Genomic DNA, 4242 nt, shown 5'->3' with positions numbered 1-4242 from the left:
GCGGCCGCCGCGGCCCTGGCCGACGCCGCCGCCAGCCGGACGGCCGACGGGCCGCTGCGGGTCCTGGAGATCGGCGCGGGCGTCGGCGGCACCACCGAGGCCGTCGTCACCGCCCTGGCGGGCCGCCCGGCCGAGTACCGCTTCACCGACGTCTCCCCGTTCTTCGTCAACGAGGCCAGGGAGCGGTTCGCCGACTTCCCCTGGGTGTCCTTCGGCCTGTTCGACCTCAACCGCGAGGCCGGGGCCCAGGGCTACGCGCCCAACTCCTTCGACGCGGTCGTGGCCGCCAACGTCCTGCACAACGCCGTGGACGCCGACGCCGCCCTGGCCCGCGTCACCGAACTCCTCGCCCCCGGCGGCCACCTGGTGTTCCTGGAGACCACCGCCGAACACGACCCGGCGCTGCTGATGTCCATGGAGTTCCTCGACGGGCTCGACGGAGGCCACCGCGACGCCCGCGCCGAGCACGACCAGACCTTCCTCACCCGCGACCAGTGGGAGAGCGCCCTGGAGCGGGCCGGGGCGACGGAGCCCCTGGCCCTGCCCGAGGCGGACGACCGCCTCTCAGAGACCGGGCAGACCCTCTACCTGGCCCGGGTGAAGACCGACCGGACGCCGGTCACCGCCGACGAACTGGTCCGCCACACCGCCACCCGCCTGCCCGAGTACATGGTGCCCGCGCACTGGCGGCTGCTGGACGCGCTGCCGCTCACCGCCAACGGCAAGGTCGACCGGGCCGCGCTCCTGCGCGCCCTGCCCGGGGACGACGCCCCCGGAACCGCCGACACCGCCACCGGCGAGCCCGCCGACGACCTCGAACGCGCCCTGTGCGGGCTGTGGGCCGAGCTGCTGGAGCGCGGCGCGGTCGGCCGCGACGACGACTTCTTCGCGCTGGGCGGCGACTCCCTGCTGGTCGCCCGCATGGTCGGCAGGCTCAGCGAGGTCCTGCCCGACACCGGAGCCGACATCGAGTGGGAGGTGGTCCTGCGCCACATGCTGCGCCGTCCCACCGTCGCCGGGCTGGCCGCCTACCTGCGCGACCTGTCCGGGCAGGTCCGCGCCTCCGCCGAGGGCAAGCCCGACCCCTACGTGCCCCTCAACGGGCCGGGCGGGGGCGCGGTCACCGCCCTGGTCCACGCCGGGACCGGAACCCTCATCCCCTACCGCTCCCTCATCACCGAGATCCGGCGGCGCTCGCGCGGCCAGGCCACCCTGGTCGGACTGGAGCTGCCCGACGTCCCCGCCTTCCTGGACGCCGACCCCGCCGCGGTGATCAAGCGCTGGGCCGCCGACTACGCCAACGCCCTGCTCGAACGCGGCGGTGACCGCTTCCACGTCGTCGGCTACTGCCTGGGCGGTCTCGTCGCCACCGAGGTCGCGCGCACGCTCACCGACGCCGGGGCCGAGGTCGCCTCCCTGACCGCCATCAGCACGCACCGGCCGCCGTTCCGCCTGGACGACGAGCTGATCTCGGAGTACGCCTTCGCCGTCATGATGGGCATCGACCCGGTCTCGGTGGGCTTCCCCGCCGACGAGAACCGGGTGTCGGCCGCCTCCGACCAGCTGCTCGCTGCCACCCCCGGCCTGCTCCCGGACGGCGCCATCGGCCGCCTGACCGGCGAGTACGCCGACGTGGCCGAGCGCTTCCGCGAACTGGCGAAGGTGCCCCGCCAGACCAGGATCGAGCGGATGTGCGCCGCCGTGCCGCCCTCGGCCGGGACCTACACCCCCGAGGCGCTCAACGAGATGTTCGCGATCTTCCGCCAGAGCGTCTTCGCCATCTCCCGCTACGAGCCCGAGCCCTACGCCGGAGACGTCACCTTCCTGCGCCACGGCGGCGCCTACCCCTTCCCGGGCAACAAGGAGAGCGTCACCACCTACTGGGAGCGCCTGGTCCTGGGCGGACTGGACATCGTGGACGTGCCCGGCGACCACTTCAGCCTGCTGTCGGTGCCCTACGCCCCCGGCGTCCTCAAGCGCCTGGAGGACATCACCGGAGGGGACGTGGTCCGGTGAGCGGCGCGACCGACCGCGCGGTGGGCGTGGTGGGCGCCTCCGGGGCCGTGGGCCGGGCCGCAGCCCGCCGCCTGCGCGCCCTGGGCCACACCCGCCTGCTGCTCGGGGGGCGCCGCACCGCGCCCCTGGAGGAGCTGGCCGCCGAACTGGGTCCCGGCACCGCCGTCCGGGCGGTGGACGCCGACTCCCCGGAGTCGCTGCGGGCCTTCTGCTCCGGACTCGACGTGGTGCTCAACTGCGCCGGGCCCTCCTACCGCATCGCCGACGCCGTGGCGGTGCGGGCCCTGGACGCCGGAGCCGACTACGTGGACGTGACGGGCGACGGGCCCGCGCACGACCGCCTCAGCCGCACCCCCGCCGCACGGGACCACGCGATCGTCCTGTCGGCGGGGGTGCTCCCCGGCCTGTCCGCCCTGCTGCCGCGCTGGTTCGCCGCCCGGCACGGCCTGGAGCGGATGAGCGCCCACGCGGGCGGGCTGGAGAGGTGCACCGAGGCCGCCGCGGGCGACCTGCTGCTCTCCCTGCCCGGCGCCGACGACCCGACCGCCGTCTTCGGACGGCCCCTGGCCGCCTGGCGGGAGGGCCGGGTCGTGGAGAGGGCGCTGCGCGCCGCCGACGGCGTCCGGCCGCCCGGGTTCCCGGGCACCGCGTTCGTCCAGCCCTTCCTCACCGAGGAGGCCCGCCGCCTGGCCGCCGACCTGGGCCTGCGCGAACTGGAGTGGTACAACGTCCACCCCGGCGAGCGGGTCCGCGCCGTGCTGACCTCGGTCGCGGGGCGCCCGGTCGCCGACCCGGCCGCGGCGGCGGAGCGCCTGCGGCGCGCGGCCGGGGTGGACCTGGCCGGGCGCACGCCCTACTACCAGCTCGTGTACGCGCTCACCGCCCCCTCCGGGCGGCGCAGCGTGATGACCGCGCGCTTCTCCGACAGCTACCGCATGACCGGCCGCGTGGGCGCGCAGGCCGCCGACGCGGTGGCGCGCGGGCTGGTGCCCCGGGGCCTGCACCACGCCGCCGACGTCCTCGACCCCGAGGCCGCGGTCACCGCCCTGTTCGACGACCCCGAGGCCGCGAGCCTGCGGGTGGAGGACGCCGCGAGCGAGGACGCCGGGGTCGAGGAGGGCGCCCTGTGAGCCCGCGACCCCTGCGCGTGCTGCTGTGCGGCACCGGTTTCGGCCGCTTCTACGCCGACGCGCTGGCGCGCATGCCCGACACCTTCGAACTCGCCGGGATCCTCTCCCGGGGCGGCGAGTTCTCCCGCCGCTACGCCGAGCGGGCCGGGGTGCCCCTGTACACCGGCGTCGACCAGGTGCCCGGCAGCGTCGACGCGGCCTGCGTGGTCGTGGGCGCGGCGGTCTCCGGCGGGGCCGGGGGCGAGCTGGCCCGCGCCCTGCTGGCCAGAGGCGTGCACGTCCTCCAGGAGCACCCCGTCCACGAGGACGAACTCACCGCGGCCCTGCGCGCCGCCCGCGGCGGGGGAGCGGTCTACCACCTCAACCCCTTCTACCGGCACGTGGTGCCGATCCGGCGCTTCCTGGAGGCGGCCCGTGTCCTGCGCGAGCGGGGACCGGTGCTGTTCGCCGACGCCACCTCCGCCGTCCAGGTCCTGTACCCGCTGCTGGACGTGCTCGCGCGCACCCTGGGCGGGCTGCGCCCCTGGGCGCTGACCGAACCGCTCGCGACGGACCCCGAGGTCGCCTCCCTGACCGCGCACGCCCAGCCCTACCGGGTGCTCCAGGGCAGCGTCGCGGGGGTCCCCCTGACCCTGCGGGTGCAGAACCAGATGGATCCCTCCGACGGGGACAACCACGCCCTGCTCTGGCACCGGCTGGCCCTGGGCACCGAACACGGGGTGCTCACCCTGGCCGACACCCACGGCCCCGTGCTCTGGCAGCCCCGGCTGTACGCGCCCCGCGACGCCCACGGCCGCCTGCGCTCCACCGGTCCGGACACCGGGCACCTGGCCGAACCGGCCACCACGGTGCTGGAGGGAACGGACGCGCCGCCCTACCGGGAGGTCTTCGACCGCCTGTGGCCCGAAGCGCTCACCCGTGCCCTGGCCGACTTCGCCGCCGACGTGCGCGCCGGGGCGAACCCGCTGGTGCGGGGGCAGTTCGACCTCGGTGTGTGCCGGATGTGGCACGAGACCACCGGCCGCCTGGGCCGGCCCGAGGTCATCCGCCCCGGTCCGCCCACGGCGCACCTGGGCGCCGCCGACCTGGGACCGGC

The 4242-nt window shown here is 76.2% G+C and carries 3 protein-coding genes; all 3 read left to right on the top strand.

Going from position 1 to position 4242, the window contains the following annotated elements; genetic code table 11:
- On the top strand, positions 1–2016 hold a 2016-nt coding region (locus DQW06_RS15005; protein WP_117198716.1), incomplete at its 5' end, for a methyltransferase.
- Positions 2013–3146 (top strand): saccharopine dehydrogenase NADP-binding domain-containing protein, encoded by a 1134-nt coding sequence (locus DQW06_RS15000; RefSeq protein ID WP_013152081.1) that lies wholly within the window; start codon positions 2013–2015, stop codon positions 3144–3146. The genes DQW06_RS15005 and DQW06_RS15000, both read left to right, overlap by 4 nt.
- Positions 3143–4242 (top strand): Gfo/Idh/MocA family oxidoreductase (locus DQW06_RS14995; protein ID WP_117198713.1); only part of this gene is annotated, 1100 nt, incomplete at its 3' end. The genes DQW06_RS15000 and DQW06_RS14995, both read left to right, overlap by 4 nt.

This window comes from Nocardiopsis sp. TNDT3 (assembly GCF_003427465.1).
In the GTDB taxonomy this organism is placed as follows: domain Bacteria; phylum Actinomycetota; class Actinomycetes; order Streptosporangiales; family Streptosporangiaceae; genus Nocardiopsis; species Nocardiopsis dassonvillei.
Note: the sequence above shows the minus strand (reverse complement) of the source record. Positions and strands in the feature narration are given on the sequence as shown.